Source organism: Companilactobacillus kimchii DSM 13961 = JCM 10707, from assembly GCF_001435445.1.
GTDB classification, from domain to species: Bacteria; Bacillota; Bacilli; order Lactobacillales; family Lactobacillaceae; genus Companilactobacillus; species Companilactobacillus kimchii.
Genome location: NZ_AZDH01000027.1, coordinates 35,832 through 53,795, shown reverse-complemented (window position 1 = coordinate 53,795; position 17,964 = coordinate 35,832). Strand labels below are relative to the sequence as shown.

Here is a 17,964-nt window from a genome sequence, read left to right as displayed (position 1 = left end):
TTAATTTAGTCTGTTTAAAAATAATAATAGAAAGTTAGAGGTAAAATGATGTCAATTTTGTACGGTGGTGACTACAATCCTGAGCAATGGCCTGAAGATACTTGGCAAGATGACTGGGATAAATTGAAACAAGCACATGTTAATTCAGCGACAATTAATGTTTTTTCATGGTCTTTGTTAGAACCAGCGGAAGGTGTCTTTAACTTTGATAAGTTAGATAAAATTGTTGCGCTATTGGAAAAGAACAATATAAAAATTGTTATGGCTACTTCTACCGCAGCGTTGCCATTTTGGATGACTAAAAAGTATCCGGAAATCAATCGTGTAGATGATTATGGCAGACGTCAAGTTGGCGGTAAACGTGAGAATGCTTGTCCTAATAGTCCTGAATTCCAACGTCTGGCTAGTCAACTAGTTGAAAAAGTAGCACAACGTTATGCTTCAGTTAAGAATATTACGCATTGGCATATTTCAAATGAATACAATGGCTACTGTTACTGTGAGAATTGTACGAAGGCTTTTAGAGAGTGGCTGAAATATGAGTATGACAATGACTTGGATAAAATCAATCAGGTTTGGGGAACTAATGTCTGGAGTCATACTTATCATAAATGGGATGAAATTGTACCACCAATGAGGATTGGTGATACATATGATAATGGAAAACCAGTAATGTCAGGATTAGATATGGCTTATCGTAGATTCCAATCGGATAGTCTTTTGAAAAATTTTAAGATGGAGAGAGACATTATCAGAAAGTATGATCAACGTCCGGTAACAACCAACTTAATGGGGTCACAAAAAGATTTGGACTACTTCAAATGGGCTAAAGAAATGGATGTTGCTTCTTGGGACAACTATCCTAGTTTTGATACACCGGCTGGTTATACTGCTATGCAACATGATTTAATGCGTGGTGTCAAAGATCAACCCTTTATGTTAATGGAACAAACGCCTAGTCAACAAAATTGGCAACCATTTAATTCTCTGAAAGCACCCAATCAGATGCGGATGCTCAGTTATCAAGCAATGGCTCATGGAGCCAAAACCATTCAATTTTTTCAATTGAAACAGGCTCGTAATGGTTCGGAAAAATTGCATAGTGCTATGATTTCACACGCTGAATCGACTCAGACACGTGTCTTTGGTGAGTTAAAGAAGTTGGGTACTGAATTGAATCAATTGCCTGAAGATTTGGAAAATTCACGCAATCAATCGAAGGTTGGAATAATTTTTGATTGGAATAGTTACTGGGGCCTAGAGGATTGTATGGGGCCAACGACTAATCTAGATTATGTTCAAGAAGTTTACGATTACTACAGAGCTTTTTATGATCGCAAGATTGGCGTTGATATGATTTCTAAAGAGACTGATTTAGAAAAGTATCAGGTCGTCATCGCACCAAGTATGTATATCAATTCACCGGAAATGACAACTAAGATTGAAAAGTTTGTTCAAGATGGAGGGATTTTTGTCACTAATTACATGTCTGGTTTAGCTGATAAAGACGATAATATTTATCTGGGTGGTTACCCTGGTCTTTTAAGGAATGTTCTAGGGTTAAAGTACGAAGAAACTGATGCTTTACCATTTGATCAAACACATAAGTTGGTATCTGACGGTAAAATTATTGGAAAAGGTAGTTTGGTTTGTGATTTGATTCAACCGCAAACAGCGGAATCACTGGCTCATTACAGTGGTGAAGTCTTCTATCAGAATAATTCTGTTTTGACAAAGAATCACTTTGGAGAAGGTTTTGCTTACTATGCAGGTAGTAGGTTAGATAAGCAGGCTATGGACTTCTTTATGAAAGACATTTTGCAACAGGCTCAGATCGTACCAGATGAGACAAAGACTGGTGTTGAGATTATTACCAGAACAGGTAAAACAGCCCGCTATACTTTTGTTATTAATACTGACGGAAAAACTAAACAAATTAGTAATCCTTATCCCAACAGTAGAGATTTGTTGACACAAACGACGACAACTAAAGAAATTGATTTAAAGCCTTATGATGTATTGATTTTGGAAAATAAATTATAGGCACTAAAAAGGTAGGATTTTTTCTATTTTTTTATATGTTTCAATATTAAAAAGTGCATCTCGAAACGTAAACCGAATTGGTTCTACGCTTTGAGATGCACTTTTTAAATTCACTTTAATATTTGTTCAACTGTCTTACGAGGGACCTGTTTCTTTTGTACTTTTTCCCAAGAAAGAACTTTGTCGTATTTGCGGTTATAAACGACTTTTAAATAATTATCGGCTTTGATAGGACGACCGATGGTGCTATTGAACTTTAATAATTTTTCATTGCCATCCTTATCGTAAGCTTTTTGTTTATAATAGTATTCCTTATAGTCGGCACCAGAATCATCTTTTTCAATGATTTCCTTATATGAGTCGCCAACGTAAGTATAATAATCATCCCCAGTAAAGTTAGGAACATACCATAATTGATAAGCCATCAATGGTATTAAAACGATTAATGCAATCACTAAACTAATGCCAACTTTTTTATTCATCATTTATCCCTCCGAGTTCATTAGGAATAATATCATAGATACCAAAACAATAGTCCTAACGGTTTTGTAAGGTCTGTAAGATGAATAACAAGAAGGTTCTTATAACAATAAATTGCCCGTAGTGAAAATGTTAGATTCAGATGGTGAATTTTTCCTCAAAATTACTAATTTGGTCGTGATACTTCACAAGAATATTCACATCTTGATTTTCGGCGATTGGAAAATTGAAAAACTGACCGGAAAAGAGGTTCTTTTGATTAAGATATGAAAAATCTACTGTATCACCCTGAATTTCATCGATTCTAGCAGGACTATTGCCGACATTACGAATCTCAATAGTTTGTTTATTAATACGACGACAGATCACGTAAGGACGACTCTTTTGGATTAACAATTTATTTTTAGTCTTCATCAACCCTTTGATTTGGAAGAGACTAGTAGAGATTAAAATTAAGCCAACTAAAACTGACAAAGCCAGAATGAAACTGGCGATAACTAATAAAATTTGTGTTGCTGAATTCATGATTTCACCTCAAATTCATTATTTCATAACTATGTTCACCTTACAATTCCGTCACATCAAACTAACAGTTTAGTTATAGAGATACTTGTTAGTTTACATTCGGGTAAATAGGTTAGATAATTACTTTCGATAGGTAAGTACATTGCGTATCTATCAATCAAAAATAATTCAAAAAGGTACATACACCAGTACGTTTACTCCGTAACCAGAGAAGTCGTCTTTAGGACGACTTTTTTGCTATATAAAAATGATGATGAGATAATTATAGCTAATAAGAGGCGAGGATTATGAAATTTAATATATTTGTAAATCAAATCCCTAAAGATTTATATTTTCCTAATTTTTTAATAAATCCTTTTATTGGAGCAATCGTTATAAGTTCAATTATTTTTATAATAATAGAAGTTACAAATAAAATAAGAAAATAAAGAATATTAAAATAATAGATCCAATAACTCAATGTTAAGTTATTGGATCTATTATTTTGTCTTATATTCTAATTACGTTGTGTTTTATCCCAACTAGTGTGTCCAATCAATAAGTGATAACCAGAGATAATTAAACTGAAGAATAAAATAACATAGATATAAGAAATTAGACCGATGGAAAGGATAGTTTTTCTGAGATGCATATTTTCATTGATCATATCATCCTTTTGAATAACCAAGTTGCATTTATCATGCAGTTTAAGCTCTTTATGATAAATAAGTGTAAAGACTGTTCCAAAGAAGAAACTGATGGTGGTCATGATGACTGTTACGATGAAGATAAATTCAGGATTACGAGAGTAATGTGAAATGAAATCGAATGTAAGAAAAATAATACTGAAATCGGCCAGAATATTTAAAATGGGTTGGATAAAAAAGAAGTAAGTATCAAGTTTTTGACCCGTTGTAACAACATTGGAAGTAGTGATCTGTTTAAGATACTTCCAGCAATTCCAACCTCCTTGTGACCAGCGTGCTCGTTGTCGAATTAGTTTTTTGACTTTTTTGAGAGCTTCTTGTTCAACGTATGCCTCGTCAACATATTTTATTTTCAAACCTTTTAATTCCATTCGTAAAGTCAATTCGTAATCTTCCAGTAGAGCGTTACCCCAAGGTTTATTGCCTAATTTTGAGAGAACTGATGAAACACGAAAAAATTGTCCGTTACCACACAAGGAAACTGCTTTAATGTAAGTTCGAATTAATTGAATCATATGATTAACGACAAAGAATTCAACATCTTGAAAAGTTTGTAAAATTTTCTCAGGCTTTTTCATCTTAATACGTAACTGCACAGCATCAGTATCAGGATTCTGGAATGATTGATTTAACTTGTAAATAGTATTGCCACTGAGAACACCATCAGCATCAAGGACTCCAATGATGCATTTTTGAGGATCAAGCTTTTTCTCACTAACAATACGATTTATTTCAGGAATGGCACTGTTCAAGGCATCACCTTTGCCAGTTTGAGCATTAGGAAACTTTCTTTGGATAATACTGATGGGACCAGTAACGCTTTGAGCTTTGGATATAGTGTCATCTGTTGAATTGTCATCGATAACGATAATATGCATGCGACCTTTTAAATCAATTAAGTGGTTTAAGGAATTTTTAATGACTTTTCCTTCATTTAGGCATGGTAGTAACATAAAATAAAAGAATTGATTCAAATCTTGCTGTGGTTCATAAGGATTTTGCATATCCTTTTTAAAACGCTTTTGTTGTGAAAGATAAATATAGAATAAAATGAAACATTGAGCCATGAAAACAGTGATGGCTATTAAATAAATAATCATTTTTATCATCTTCTCAATTAATATTCGACTAGATTTTTGCTCAATTGTAAAAGATGTTCAAACATGTTGCTCATTTAAGTGATTTTAAATACAATTAGTCAAATTTTAAGAGCTAAAAATACTATTTATTTAATTTTATAAAAAAGCACCTGAAAGGGCTTTTAAAGTGTTATATAATTAACTTGTGATGTATGGAGGGGAATTCATGACCACTTTATTAGATGTAGCAAAGAAAGCTAATGTTTCAAAAATGACGGTTTCACGAGTAATCAATCATCCTGATAAGGTTACAGATGAATTAAAACAGTTGGTATATGAAGCGATGCGAGAATTAGATTATCATCCTAATGTAATTGCTAAAGCTTTGGCCAACAATAGTACAAGAATTATTAAGCTATGTATTTTGGAAGATATTGATACAACGGAACCTTATTATATGAATTTGATGATTGGTATTGCTAAGACTTTAGATCTACATCAGTATTCCTTGCAATTGGTTACACGTCGAAACTTTGATATTGGTAACTGTGATGGATATATCATTACGGGAATGCGTATCAGTGATGTTGATTGGATCAAGGATCTTAAAAAACCAGTGGTTCTATTTGGTGAGAATCGTTATGGATTTGACTTTATTGATACAAATAATAAAGCAGGTACTTACTTGTTATCACAATTGGCCTTGAAAAAAGGATATGAGAAATTAATTTATGTCGGCATCGACAGTAAGGAATCTTTCGAATATTCACGTGAAGCGGGTTATTTGCAACAAGTTCAAGAGAAGAGAATGGTTCCTGAATTACATCGATTTGGTAATCATAGTCATCTGTCTGAAGATTTTATCAGACAAAATTGGGATAAGATTCCTAAGAATACAGCGTTTATCTGTGCTTCTGATCGTCTAGCACTTGGAGTAGAACGTGCCATTGTTCGTTGTGGTGGAAAAGTTCCCGATGATTTTGGTGTAACCGGTTTTGATGGCGTCTTTTTGAATCAAGTTGCTTCACCAAAGATAACTACGATCAAGCAATCAATTATTCAGATGGGTAGTGCTTGTGGCGAAACGCTCTTGGATAAAATTCAAAGTGGTGAATCACAGGGCTCTCTAGTCTTTGAGCCTAAGCTCAGTTTAGGCGGTACGTTGAGAGATTAAACTGTTACCGATAACATCAAACAAAGCCTTGCGGTTGTGGGGCTTACTTTTTTATACTGGTATGTAAGGGTTTACAAGAGGGGGTTATGTATTGTGAACTGGTATGATAAAGCAATCGTATATCAAATTTACCCCAAAAGTTTTCAGGACACCAATGACGATGGTATCGGAGATCTTCAAGGAGTAATCGCTCATTTAGATTATATTAAAAATTTAGGCTTTAATACTATTTGGCTGAATCCAATTTTTGTGTCACCACAAGTTGATAATGGCTATGATGTCTCAAATTATTTTGCAATTGATCCAATCCTCGGAGATATGGATGATTTTACAGAAATGATGGAAAAAGCACATCATCTAGGATTACACATAATTTTGGACTTGCCGATCAATCATACTTCGGATCAACATCCGTGGTTTAAAGATGCCATCAGCAATCCTAATAGTATTTTCAAAGATTATTATATTTGGCATAAACAAGTTGATGGACATGAACCTAACAACTGGGGTTCATTCTTTGGTGGTAGTGTTTGGGAGAAGAACCCTAATGATTCAGGAGAATATTATTTCCATTTATTTGATAAGAAAATGCCTGACCTAAATTGGAAGAATCCAGAAGTGCGCAAATCAATTGCGGATATTGCCAAGTTCTGGATTGAAAAGGGTGTCGATGGTTTCAGGTTGGATGCCTTTATTCATATTGCTAAAGCTAACTTGGAACAAAATTCTCTAATTCAGGGTGAACAATTTCCAGCTGATGATACTTTCTATGCTAAATTGCCAAAAGTTAAGGATTACTTAGCTACGTTCGTCAGGGAAATCAAAGACTTCAAATCCGATACTTTCTTGTTTGGCGAAGCGTCTTCAGCTAATGCTTTAAATGCAGCTGAATATACTAGACCGGATGAAGATGGTTGTGATGTAGTAGTCAACTCAGGTAATTATGGTGAAGTTTATGACGATAGTAATCCTGATGTACCAGGATTTTTCCAAACAAGACGATTGTCGCTTGATCGTTTGAAGAAAACCTATGTGACATGGGAAAGCGTATTAGTAGATATTAGTTTGCCAACATTGACTTGGGGTAATCATGATATTAGCCGTTTACGCGATCGCCTGAATTTACCAGTTGATAATGAAGATGTCAGCAAACTACTTGCAACCTTGATGTACTTACAACGTGGTATGCCAATCATTTACTATGGTGAGGAAATTGGGATGCACGGATTAAAGTATCAACAAGTGTCTGATTTTGACGATCAGAGAGCTGTAGACCTAATCAATACGCTGCATGAGAAATCATTTGCAGATGAAGAAATTCTAAAGTTGTTAAACAATCAGGATGAAATGACTGCACGTGGTCCTATGCAATGGGATGATTCTCAATATCGTGGTTTCTCAACTAAAGAGCCATGGAATTGGGGCCAAACGGATAAAACTAGTGTGGTAGCTGAGTTAAAAGATTCCAAGAGTTTAGCAACATTTTACAAGAGTTTATTAAGTGTTAAGAAACATAACTGTTTTACTAACGGTGATTACCAATTATTGATCACTGATCCAGAGATTTATGCATACTTGCGTCAAACAAGAGATAACAAGGGCATTGTTGTAACCAACTTTTCTAATAAGGTAAAGAAGTTTACTTTGCCAGAGACAAAATGGAAAAAAGTATTAGCCAATAAAGTTAAGTTAACTAATAACGAACTAACACTTGATCCATGGGGAAGCTGTGCTTTGGAGTCAAAAATATAGTAGGGGTGTAAATTATGGCAGATAATACTGATATTAAACTAAGAAGAGCTCAAATTTATAGTGTTTTCGTAAGAAATCATACAAAGAAAGGAACCCTCAAGGCATTAGAGGATGACTTACAACGTATTAAGGAATTAGGAACTGATTATATTTGGCTTTTACCAATCTATCCAATTGGTAAAAAAGATCGTAAGGGTAAATTAGGTTCACCTTATTCAATCAAAGATTATCGTTCAATTGATCCAAAGACCGGTTCATGGGACGACTTCGTTCATTTCTCTAAGAAAGTTCATGATATGGGTATGAAGTTGATGATTGATATTGTTTACAATCATACTTCACGTGATTCTGTACTTTTGAAGGAACATCCAGGTTGGTTTTTACGTGACAGCATGGGTAATTTGATGAATAAGAACCCTGACTGGACCGATGTTGCTGAATTAGATTATTCTCACAAAGATCTATGGAAGTATCAAATTGAAACTTTGAAGAAGTATGCTGATTTAGTTGATGGCTTCAGATGTGATGTAGCACCACAAGTTCCACTTGATTTCTGGAAAGAAGCTCGTAAGGAAGTTGCGAAAGTTAACCCAGATATGGTTTGGTTAGCTGAAACTTCTGGTGGTGGTTATATTAAATACTTGAGAGACAGAGGTTTCTGTGCTGAATCAGATAGTGAAATGTATCAGGCCTTTGATATGACTTATGACTATGATGTTGATGAAATTTGGCGTAAGTATGTCAATGATAAAGTTCCATTGGACCGTTATATTGAGGCCTTGGATCAACAAGAATATATTTATCCAAAGAATTACATTAAGATGCGCTGCTTGGAAAATCATGATCAAGTTAGAGCTCATAAGATGTTTATTAATGAAAATGATATGTTCAATTGGACGGCTTTCTCTGAGTTCCAAAAAGGTTCAACTTTGATTTATGCTGGTCAAGAGGCTGGTATGAAACATACGCCAAGTCTATTTGATAAGGATAAAGTTGACTGGAAAGATCAAAAGATGGATCTTAGTGCTTTAATGGTTAGAATGCATGAATTGAGTCAAGATGAGATTCAATATGCTGGTAACTACGAAATCGAGGCTTTGGACAATGATGTTGTTAAAGTAACCTATACTAAAGACGACAAGATCAGAGTCGGTTTGTTCACATTAAAGGGACAACCAGGACGTGCCAAGGTCAATGTAAGAAGTGATCAATATACTAATTTGATCGATAATTCACTAGTTAATGTTCAAAATGGTATTTTAACGATTGATTATGATCCAATTATCATTGAAGGCAAAGCTAGATAGTTAGCAAATTTTAGCAAAAGAGCCACTCATAAACGTTGAGTAGCTCTTTTTTTGACCATTTTTTAAGATGGTTGTCTTTATTTTAGTAAACATTATAAATGAAACTGTTTCTGTTAGCGGTAACATCCTGAAAGCGATTGCAACCTGTGAAAAAATGGGTAATATAGAAGTTGTTAAGTGATTAGATATTTTTTAGGAGGAGAAAAGCATGAAGAAGAATTGGAAAAAGATTCTTTTAGGTGGAGTTGTTCTAAGTATGTCAATGCTAGTTTTGGCTGGTTGTGGCAGCAAGAGCAGTAGTTCATCTAGCGATAGTAGTAGTACTCAAAATATTAAGGTTTGGATCGATACCGAACATGTTGCCGCCATCAAGGGACAAGTTAAGAAGTTCGAAAAGGCCAACCCTAAGATTCATGTTACCGTTAAGGCTGGATCATCAGCTGATGCTCTAAAGGATGTTTCAAAGGATCCTGAAAAGGCTGCTGATGTCTTCATGATGCCTCATGATCAAATTGGTCAAATGGCAGATGCCGGATTGCTTTACCCAGTATCAAAGAAGTATACAAAGACTGTTAAAGCTAACAACGTTCAATCAGCTATTGACGGTGTTACATGGAAGAACAAAGTATATGGATTCCCATATGGTGTTGAATCACAAGTTCTTTACTACAACAAGGCAAAACTTTCAGCAGATGATGTTAAGAGTTGGGATACATTAACATCTAAAGGTAAATTAGGTACAAACTTCGCTGAAGCCGGTGCTAATTATATCTTCACACCACTATTCATGAGTAATGGCGATAACCTTTACGGTAAGAATGGTGAAACAGTTAAGGGAACAAACTTCAATAATGAGAAGGGTATTCAAGTTCTAGATTGGATTGCAAAACAAAAGAGTAACTCAGGTGTTGTTCAAACAAATGCTGCTGCTCTATCAAACCTACAATCAGGTAAGACAGATGCATTCCTTTCAGGCCCATGGTCAAAGAACGATGTTAAGAAGGCTCTAGGTAAGAACATGGCCGTTGCTCCATATCCAACAGTAAACTTCGGTAGTGGTGATGTTCAAATGAAGGCATTCTTGGGTGTTAAAGTTTATGGTGTTAACCAACAAACTAAATCACCAGTTGCCGCTATGAAACTTGCTAATTACTTAAGTAATGAAGCTACACAAAAAGTTGAATTCAACAAGAACGGTGTTGTACCTTCAAATATTAAGGCTCAAGGATTGCAAGCAGTTAAAGATGATGAAACAGCTAAGTCAGTTATGACAATGTCAGCTTCAGACCACTCAGTTGTTATGCCTAAGGTTCCAGAAATCACAAACTTCTGGCCACAAATGGACTCAATCATCAACGATACATACAAGGGTAAGATCAAGTCATCAGATTATCAAAAGAAATTAGATAAAGTTGTTTCAGTTTCCGCAAAGAAGTCAAATTAAAAGAACAATTTTCTCTAAAAAAAAAGTAAGGGTGCGATTATATGTTTAAGAAATATTCCACGGAACAACATATAACATTTAGAGAATTGTTTATGAAGGGCGGATTGCCAGAAAAGCTTTCATTTATCATTATGGGCTTTTCAAACTTTGCAAATAAACAAATTCTTAAAGGGTTAATATTTTTAGTTGCTGAAGTTGGATTTTTATTCTGGCTAATTCGCAATGGTATTCATGCTTTAGCAATGTTACAAACATTAGGTACGAAAAAACAAGGCTTGGTATATAACTCCAAGTTGGGTATGGATGTGTTACAAAAAGGTGATAACTCCATGCTTATCCTCTTGTTTGGTATTGCAGCAATTTTAATTTGTATAGTTCTAGTAGTTCTTTATATTGTTAATTTGAAGAGCGCAAGACATATTTTTGAATTAAAAGCAGCAGGCAAACCACTTCCAACTGCTAAGGATGATTTGAAGAGTTTATTGAATGAAAGATTCCATCAAACTCTTATGACCGTTCCTCTAATGGGTGTGTTATTCTTCACAATTTTGCCACTGTTATATATGATTTCAATTGCTTTTACAAATTACGATCATAATAACTTACCACCAAAGAATTTATTTACTTGGGTAGGCTTTCATAACTTTTCTAATGTTATTACTGGTGATATAGCCTCAACATTCTTCCCAGTGTTGGGATGGACTCTAGTTTGGGCTGTAGTAGCCACAGTATCATGTTTCTTCTTTGGAGTTATTCTAGCTCTATTGATCAATACAAAAGGAATTAAATTAAAGAAAATGTGGCGTACAATCTTTATTTTGACAATGGCTGTTCCACAGTTCATTTCACTATTGATTATGCGTAACCTTCTAAACGATGCTGGTCCTGTTAATGCTATTTTGAAGAGTTGGGGATGGATTAGTAAATCTATTCCATTCTTAACAGATCCAACAATGGCTAAGTTCTCCATCATTGTAGTTAACCTTTGGATTGGTATTCCAGCCACAATGTTAATTACAACTGGTATTATTCAAAACCTTGATCAAGAACAGATTGAGGCTGCCGTTATGGATGGTGCTAATAAGTTCCAAATCTTTAGATCTATTACATTCCCACAGATTCTTTTCGTTATGATGCCATCTTTGATTCAACAATTAATTGGTAATATCAATAACTTCAATGTTATTTACCTATTAACTGGTGGTGGACCTACAAACTCAAATTACTATGGTGCCGGATCGACTGATTTACTTGTAACTTGGCTATATAATTTGACCGTAAATACAATGGATTATAATTTAGCTTCTGTTATTGGTATTCTGATCTTCATTCTATCTGCCGTATTTAGCTTATGGGCATACACACATACTAATTCATATAAGGAGGGATAATAGAAATGGCAAAAAAAGAAATTAATTATAAAGCTCAAAAGAAACGTACCAAATTACTAGTCTATGCTATCCTGACGATTATGTCTGTTGTGTGGTTATTCCCAATTGTGTGGATTGTATTGAATAGTTTCAGAGAAGAAGGTGGAGCTTTCGTTCCATATATTATTCCAAAGCATTTCACATTATCAAATTACGCAAAGTTGATTACCGATGCTTCAGGCAATTATCCATTTGTCCGTTGGTTTGTTAATACATTAATCGTTTCCGTATGTACATGTGTTCTATCAACCTTTATTACAATCTCAATGTCATACGCCTTGTCTCGTTTAAGATTCAAATTACGTAGACCATTCTTAAAGGTTGCTTTAGTTCTAAACATGTTCCCAGCTTTCATGAGTATGATTGCTATTTACTACATTCTTAAGGCTTTGAACTTAGCTGGTAGTTTGTTAGCTTTGATTCTGGTTTATTCAGCCGGAGCTGCTTTAACGTTCTATGTTGCCAAAGGGTTCTTTGACACAATTCCAATGGCTTTGGATGAATCAGCTATGATCGATGGTGCCAACAAATGGCAAATCTTTACTAAAATTACATTACCATTATCTAAGCCCATCATTGTTTATACAGCATTGACAGCATTCATGGGTCCATGGATGGACTTCATCTTTGCTAAGATTATCATGGGTGATGATGTTAAGAATTACACTGTTGCCATCGGGTTATATTCAATGATGACTCAGACAACTGCTAATTCACTATTTATGACATTCACCGCAGGATGTGTTCTGATTGCGATTCCTATTACATTACTCTTCATCTATATGCAGAAGTACTATGTCGAAGGTGTCACATCAGGTGCTGTTAAGTAATTTAGCTTTAGAACTTTGATTCTGGAAACTTGAATTACTAAATTCGTATAGTTTATCTGGCTCTGCATTTAATTAACTCAATACGTGAATGTCTTGAATTTATTTAATGCAGAGCTTTTTTTATTCAAATTTTTTAAAAATGAGAGGTTATTTCAATGAATACACCAGCAATTTATCATCGCCCAGACAGCGAATTTGCATATCTATACAAAGATAATTTAATGCATATTAGATTAAGGACCGCTCGCGGAGACGTCAAAGAGGTAGGTTTACTTCATGGTGATCCGTATACGCTAGATACAGATCATTGGCAAGATCAACCAACACCAATGAAACGCTATTTGACGACAGATTTGTATGACTTTTGGACTATTGAAGTTACAGAGCCATTCAAACGTATTTCTTATGCATTTAAAGTTACTGGTAATGATGGTATAACCATATTCTATGGCGATCATGGTGTGTTCTCATTTGAAAAGAATGTCTACGATAGTCCTGATAATTACTTTAGATTGCCATATTTCCACGAAGTGGATCGTTTCAATGCACCAGAATGGGTCAAAAAGACTGTCTGGTATCAGATTTTCCCAGAAAGATTCGCTAATGGCGATAAGTCTAATGATCCCAAGAATACTTTACCATGGGGTTCTAAAACTCCAAGTGCTACAGATTTCTTTGGTGGAGATCTACAAGGTGTTATCGACCACCTAGATCATTTAACCGATTTAGGCGTCAATGGAATCTATTTCTGTCCTATCTTCAAAGCTAAGTCTAATCACAAATATGACACAATTGATTATATGGAAATAGATCCAGCCTTTGGCGACAAAGCTACTTTTAAAAAATTAGTTCAAGAATGTCACAAACGCGGCATCAAAGTTATGCTGGATGCAGTCTTTAATCATATGGGTGATAATTCATCACAATGGTTGGATGTTGTTAAGAATGGCAAGGATTCAAAGTACGCTGATTGGTTCCATATCAACAAATTCCCAGTATCATATAAGGATGTTGGTTTTGAACAAGCTAAGAATATTTCTTACGATACTTTTGCTTTCACACCACATATGCCAAAATTGAATACTGCTAATCCAGAAGTTAAAGAGCATTTGTTGAAGATTGCTAAGTATTGGATTGAAGAATTTGATATCGATGCTTGGAGACTAGATGTAGCTAATGAAGTTGACCACGAATTTTGGCGTGACTTTAGAAGAACTTGTGACAGTGTTAAAAAAGATTTCTATATCTTGGGTGAAGTTTGGCACTCCTCACAGGGCTGGCTTCAAGGAGATCAATTCAGCGCTGTAATGAATTATGCTTACACTGATTCAATTTCCAAATACTTAATTAAGAAACAAATTCCAATTGAAAAAATGGTTTCAGATATCAATGATCAATTGATGCTCTATCGTGATCAAACAGATCAAATTCAATTCAACGTTTTGGATTCACATGATACAGCACGATTATTGACTGAAACAAATGATGATAAAGATTTAATGAAACAAGTATTAGCCTTTACTTATCTTCAACCAGGTGTGCCATGTATCTATTATGGTGATGAAATTGGTATGGATGGTGGCAATGATCCTGAATGTCGTAAGTGTATGGTTTGGGATAAATCTCAACAAGACTTAAATCTATATGATTTCTTCAAACACTTGATTGCTTTTAGAAAAGATAATCAAAAAGTTCTTTCTGAAGGAGAGATGGTTTGGGAGAAGATTTGTGATGATGGATTATTGATCTTGAGTCGTAAATTAAATGATACTGAAGTTAAAATTATTTTGAATGCAGGCGATACTCCTAAACAAGTAACAACTAGTCAGAGTGTGGTTTTGAGTAACTTAGTTACAGAAAATAATCATGAATTAACGGTTGATCCTAAAGGATTTGCATTAGTTAAATAGAGAGGTGCTTAATTTGCAAAAACATTGGTGGCAAGAGACAACAGTATATCAAGTTTATCCCCGTAGTTTTAAGGATTCAAATGGTGATGGAGTTGGTGATCTTAAGGGAATCATCAGTAAATTAGATTATTTACAAAATTTGGGTATCGGTGCAATTTGGCTTTCACCAGTTTACCGTTCACCTAATGATGATAACGGTTACGATATTTCTGATTATCAAAATATTATGCAAGAATTCGGTACAATGGCTGACATGGATGAGTTAATCAATGAAGCTAAAAAGAGGAACATTCGTATCGTTATGGATTTAGTTGTTAATCATACTTCTGATGAACATAAATGGTTCATTGAATCAAAGAAAAGTAAAGATAATTCTTACCGTGATTACTACATTTGGCGTGATCCTAAAGATGGAGGCGTACCAAATGGTCTTCAATCAACCTTCAGTGGCCCAGCTTGGCAATTTGATGAGAAAACTGGTCAATATTATCTTCACCTCTTCAGTAAGAAACAACCTGATTTGAACTGGGAGAATGAAAAGGTTCGTCAAGCTGTATATAAAATGATGAATTTCTGGATCGATAAAGGTATTGGTGGTTTCAGAATGGATGTTATCGATTTAATAGGTAAGCAACCAGACAAGATGATCACTGGTAATGGTCCTAAGCTTCATGACTATTTACAAGAAATGAATAAAGCAACTTTCGGCGATAAGGATATGCTGACAGTTGGTGAAACTTGGGGTGCTACTCCAGAGATTGCTAAACTTTATTCTGATCCTAAACGTCATGAATTATCGATGGTTTTCCAATTTGAACAAGTTGGATTAGATCAACAACCCGGCAAAGATAAATGGGATCTTCGTCCTTTGCAAGTGGGTGAATTAAAGAAGGTCTTAGCTAGATGGCAAACAGAATTGGATGATCAAGGTTGGAACTCTTTGTTCTGGAATAACCATGATTTACCAAGAATTATCTCTCGCTGGGGTAATGATAAGGAATACCGTGTTCAGAGCGGTAAGATGTTCGCTATTCTCTTACACATGTTAAAAGGAACTCCTTACATTTATCAGGGTGAAGAGATTGGTATGACGAATAAGCCAATCAAAGATTTTTCTGAGATTTCTGATATTGAAAGTCGCAATATGTATCTTCAAAGAATTGATGAAGGTTATAAAAAAGAAGACATTATCAAGTCCATCAATACTAAAGGACGCGATAATGCCAGAACGCCTATTCAGTGGGATGAAACAGAACATGCCGGTTTTACAACAGGAACTCCATGGTTGGGAGTAAATCCTAATTACAAATCAATTAACGTTAAAGATGCGTTAGCCGATAAGAATTCACTCTTCTATACTTACAAAAAATTGATTCAGTTGAGAAAAGACAATCCAATCATGATCTGGGGTGATTTCAAATTACTTGATACATCAGATGAAATCTTTGCCTTTGAAAGAGAATATCAAGGTGAAAAGTGGTTGATCGTCAATAATTTCTCCAATAACAAACATAAACTGCAATTAGCAGATGTTAACATTGGTGAAATGATTATTCAAAACTATGATCATAAGATAACCGATGTTTCTGATTTGGAATTGAACCCTTGGGAATCATTTGCAGTGAAAGTGGTGGACTAAAATGGCAGATCAAACATGGTGGAAAAATGCCGTAGGCTACCAAGTCTATCCTCGTAGTTTTAAGGATTCCAACAATGATGGTATCGGTGATATCCGCGGAATCATTGAAAAGCTTCCTTATTTAAAAGACTTAGGTGTTGATTTTATTTGGGTCAATCCAATTTATAAGTCACCTAATGTCGATAATGGTTATGATATTTCTGATTACGAAAGTATCGAACCTGAATTTGGAACAATGGATGATTTTAAAGAATTATTAACTAAGGCTCATGAAATAGGCATTAAAGTTATTCTCGATCTAGTTGTTAATCATACTTCGGATCAACACCCATGGTTTATTGAATCACAAAAGAGCAAAGATAATCCATATCGTGACTATTACCTGTGGGCTGATGCAACACCGGATAAAATGCCAAATGATTGGAAGAGTTTCTCTGGTCACTCAGCATGGACCTATGATCCTAAAACTGAGCAAGCTTATTTCCACGTTTTTGCAGCTCAGCAGCCAGATTTGAATTGGAAAAATCCTAAAGTACGTGAAGAAATTTATAAGATGATTCGTTGGTGGCTCGACTTAGGCATTGATGGCTTTAGAATGGATGCTATCAGTCATATTCAAAAGGAACCATGGGATTTCAAGATTAAAGATAATCCTTGGGCGCCATTTATGAATGTCAAGGGTATTGATAAATACATGACTGAGTTAAGGAATATCTTCAATGAATACAACGTTATGACGGTCGGTGAAGCTAGTGGCGTTACAAGTCGTAAGGCTATCAACTGGACTGATCCTAATCGTGCCGGCTACATCAATATGATTTTTGAACTTGAGCAGAACGTTCAAGAGAGAAAACCTGGAGAACAACGTATCAATCCTTTAGGCTTCAAGAAAGTCTTAGCCAGATGGCAACGTGATTTAGCTGATGGCGGTTGGAATGCTTTATATGTTGAAAACCATGATAATCCAAGATTCAATACCGTTTTGGGAAATGAAACTAAACATTCAGCAAAAGCCATTGCTGCAACGTATATGTTATTACGAGGAACGCCATTTATTTATCAAGGTCAAGAATTGGGGATGACAAACTTCCCATTTACCAAGCCTGAACAAATGGATGATGATGATACTAAAGATCGTGTTGATCAAAAGATTACTGAAGGGTATACGCCAGAAGAATCAATGAAGATTATTTCTCACTGGTCACGTGACAATGCTCGGACACCAATGCAATGGGCTAATAAAGCTAATGCTGGTTTCTCAGATAGCAAACCTTGGTTAGCGATTAATGAGAACTATCATACGATCAATCAGGCCGATGAAGCTAACGATGCAGATTCAGTTTTGAACTTCTACAAGCAATTGATTTCTTTAAGAAAGAGTCAACCGGTGTTTGTCGATGGGACCTTTGAACTGATTCTTGATAATGATCCAGACATCTTTACCTACATAAGACAGGATGACAAACAAGAATACCTTGTCATCAGTAATCTCAGTCAAAGCGAACATGAAGTTACGATGCCAAATAAGATTGTCAAAAATGAATGGCAAGTTAAATTGACTAATAATGAAGAAATTGAATTGAACAAGAATATGACCTTACAGCCATACGATGTTGTAGTAATGGAAAAAGTTAATTAAAAGATAAATTTATATATATGGTGGGT

General features: G+C 35.0%; 14 protein-coding genes. 11 read left to right on the top strand and 3 right to left on the bottom strand.

What is annotated here, in order from left to right:
- The first annotated feature begins 45 nt into the window (after nt 1-45).
- Nucleotides 46-2,043, top strand: a complete 1,998-nt coding sequence (locus tag FC97_RS11720) for a beta-galactosidase (protein WP_082397444.1) — start codon at nt 46-48, stop codon at nt 2,041-2,043.
- 110 nt (nt 2,044-2,153) lie between these two features.
- Here the strand turns inward: FC97_RS11720 and FC97_RS11715 are convergent, their stop codons facing one another.
- Entirely contained in the window at nt 2,154-2,528 is a 375-nt protein-coding gene (locus FC97_RS11715; protein ID WP_082397443.1) for a YxeA family protein, read from the bottom strand.
- A 133-nt stretch (nt 2,529-2,661) separates the two neighbouring features.
- The gene (locus tag FC97_RS11710; RefSeq protein ID WP_054641894.1) at nt 2,662-3,048 is read right to left on the bottom strand and encodes a hypothetical protein; all 387 of its coding nucleotides are present in this window, start codon (nt 3,046-3,048) and stop codon (nt 2,662-2,664) included.
- A gap of 287 nt (nt 3,049-3,335) precedes the next feature.
- On the opposite strand from FC97_RS11710, the gene FC97_RS13445 reads away from it, so the two are divergent.
- Entirely contained in the window at nt 3,336-3,476 is a 141-nt protein-coding gene (locus tag FC97_RS13445) for a hypothetical protein (RefSeq protein ID WP_156314041.1), read from the top strand.
- A 68-nt stretch (nt 3,477-3,544) separates the two neighbouring features.
- Here FC97_RS13445 and FC97_RS11705 read toward each other — a convergent pair whose 3' ends face one another.
- Nucleotides 3,545-4,834 (bottom strand): glycosyltransferase family 2 protein, encoded by a 1,290-nt coding sequence (locus tag FC97_RS11705; protein ID WP_054641893.1) that lies wholly within the window; start codon nt 4,832-4,834, stop codon nt 3,545-3,547.
- Nucleotides 4,835-5,039: 205 nt separating this feature from the next.
- On the opposite strand from FC97_RS11705, the gene FC97_RS11700 reads away from it, so the two are divergent.
- The 9 genes from FC97_RS11700 to FC97_RS11660 all read left to right on the top strand — a co-directional run bounded on the left by FC97_RS11700 (nt 5,040) and on the right by FC97_RS11660 (nt 17,938).
- On the top strand, nt 5,040-5,987 hold the full coding sequence (locus FC97_RS11700) for a LacI family DNA-binding transcriptional regulator (RefSeq protein WP_054641892.1): 948 nt from the start codon (nt 5,040-5,042) through the stop codon (nt 5,985-5,987).
- A gap of 93 nt (nt 5,988-6,080) precedes the next feature.
- Entirely contained in the window at nt 6,081-7,739 is a 1,659-nt protein-coding gene (locus FC97_RS11695) for a glycoside hydrolase family 13 protein (RefSeq protein WP_158163545.1), read from the top strand.
- 14 nt (nt 7,740-7,753) lie between these two features.
- On the top strand, nt 7,754-9,046 hold the full coding sequence (locus FC97_RS11690) for an alpha-amylase family glycosyl hydrolase (protein WP_056968269.1): 1,293 nt from the start codon (nt 7,754-7,756) through the stop codon (nt 9,044-9,046).
- A 208-nt stretch (nt 9,047-9,254) separates the two neighbouring features.
- On the top strand, nt 9,255-10,490 hold the full coding sequence (locus tag FC97_RS11685) for an extracellular solute-binding protein (RefSeq protein WP_054641891.1): 1,236 nt from the start codon (nt 9,255-9,257) through the stop codon (nt 10,488-10,490).
- Between the two features lie 41 nt (nt 10,491-10,531).
- A complete protein-coding gene (locus FC97_RS11680; RefSeq protein WP_054641890.1) occupies nt 10,532-11,881 on the top strand; it encodes a carbohydrate ABC transporter permease in 1,350 nt (449 codons plus the stop codon).
- A 5-nt stretch (nt 11,882-11,886) separates the two neighbouring features.
- Nucleotides 11,887-12,750 carry a sugar ABC transporter permease gene (locus FC97_RS11675; protein ID WP_054641889.1) on the top strand — a complete coding sequence of 288 codons (864 nt, stop codon included), beginning with the start codon at nt 11,887-11,889 and terminating at the stop codon, nt 12,748-12,750.
- A 155-nt stretch (nt 12,751-12,905) separates the two neighbouring features.
- A complete protein-coding gene (locus FC97_RS11670) occupies nt 12,906-14,660 on the top strand; it encodes a glycoside hydrolase family 13 protein (RefSeq protein ID WP_056968267.1) in 1,755 nt (584 codons plus the stop codon).
- A 13-nt stretch (nt 14,661-14,673) separates the two neighbouring features.
- Nucleotides 14,674-16,299, top strand: a complete 1,626-nt coding sequence (locus FC97_RS11665) for a glycoside hydrolase family 13 protein (RefSeq protein WP_054641888.1) — start codon at nt 14,674-14,676, stop codon at nt 16,297-16,299.
- A gap of 1 nt (nt 16,300) precedes the next feature.
- The gene (locus tag FC97_RS11660; RefSeq protein ID WP_054641887.1) at nt 16,301-17,938 is read left to right on the top strand and encodes a glycoside hydrolase family 13 protein; all 1,638 of its coding nucleotides are present in this window, start codon (nt 16,301-16,303) and stop codon (nt 17,936-17,938) included.
- The last annotated feature ends 26 nt before the right edge of the window (nt 17,939-17,964 follow it).